The organism is Neorhizobium petrolearium, from assembly GCF_017873175.1.
In the GTDB taxonomy this organism is placed as follows: Bacteria; Pseudomonadota; Alphaproteobacteria; order Rhizobiales; family Rhizobiaceae; genus Neorhizobium; species Neorhizobium petrolearium.
In genome coordinates this window covers 1-1,024 of sequence record NZ_JAGGJW010000063.1, presented here as the reverse complement: position 1 = coordinate 1,024, position 1,024 = coordinate 1, and the positions used below count along the sequence as shown (strand labels likewise).

General features: G+C 64.0%; 1 protein-coding gene. It reads right to left on the bottom strand.

Translation table 11 applies throughout. The features are described 5' to 3' along the window. Positions 1-627: reverse transcriptase domain-containing protein (locus J2046_RS33655; protein ID WP_325169823.1), on the bottom strand; the 627-nt coding region annotated here is incomplete at its 3' end. Positions 628-1,024: the final 397 nt, after the last annotated feature.

Genomic DNA, 1,024 nt, shown 5'->3' with positions numbered 1-1,024 from the left:
CAGGCGGATCACGCCGGGATCGGGGATTTTCTTGCGCAGACGATCGATCAGGATGTCATGGTCAACCCGGTCGAAGAACTTCTCCAGATCCACGTCCACAACGATCCGCCGTCCGGACTGCACGAACGATTGCGCCGCGAGGACGGCATCGTGCGCACTCCTTCCCGGACGGAAGCCGTAGCTGTGCTGGCTGAAGGTCGGATCAAGGATTGGCTGAAGGACTTGCAGGAGCGCCTGTTGGATCAGGCGGTCCTGCACCGTGGGGATGCCAAGCTCGCGCTCGCCGCCCCCTGGCTTCGGGATCATCACCCGACGCACCGGCTGCGGCCGATACGTCCCCTCCCGCAGGCTGTCGCGGATGGCAGGCCAAGAGATGCGCAGCATTGCGGCCGTCTGGTCAATGTCCAGTCCGTCCGCACCCGCCGCGCCTTTGTTGGCCCGCACCTGTTTCCACGCCCGCAGAAGGTTCTCTCGCCGCAGGGCCACCTCAAGCAGCCCTGCGCCTGTGTCGTTCCCGATCCGTGGCGGGGGCTCGGCTTCGTCGAGATCGGAGCTCCGACGGGCTTCACCCGCTTGCCTCTCCGATCTCCCGGGCTGTCCCGGCTTCTGACGCATGGCCTTGCTCATCCTTGGAGGAACTTCACTCTCTCTCGTTCGGCCCTTCGTTCGCGCCTGTGCGCTCCCTACTACGGCCTCGGCTGACTTCTCGCTCCAGCTCGACACCGTCGCCCTTTCAGGCACAAAGCGAGATCTCCCCAGGTAAGAACGCACTCCTTCACTGCACGACCGCCGGATTTACGCCACCGCCCCTTGGTCACAAGAGCTTCGCGGTCGTTTGCCCGCTCGCCCTGGTCGGCACCGCCTCATATCCGGTTCTTGTTCATCGGCCCGCAGTTTCGATCCACGCTTCCTCCCCACGCTCAGTCGCCCTTGCGCAGTTGCGCTTCACTTCGCTCGTCATGACCAGCTTACGGTGGGACTTCCACCCACAAGAGTGCGCCCATGCTGGGCGCACAAACAAAAA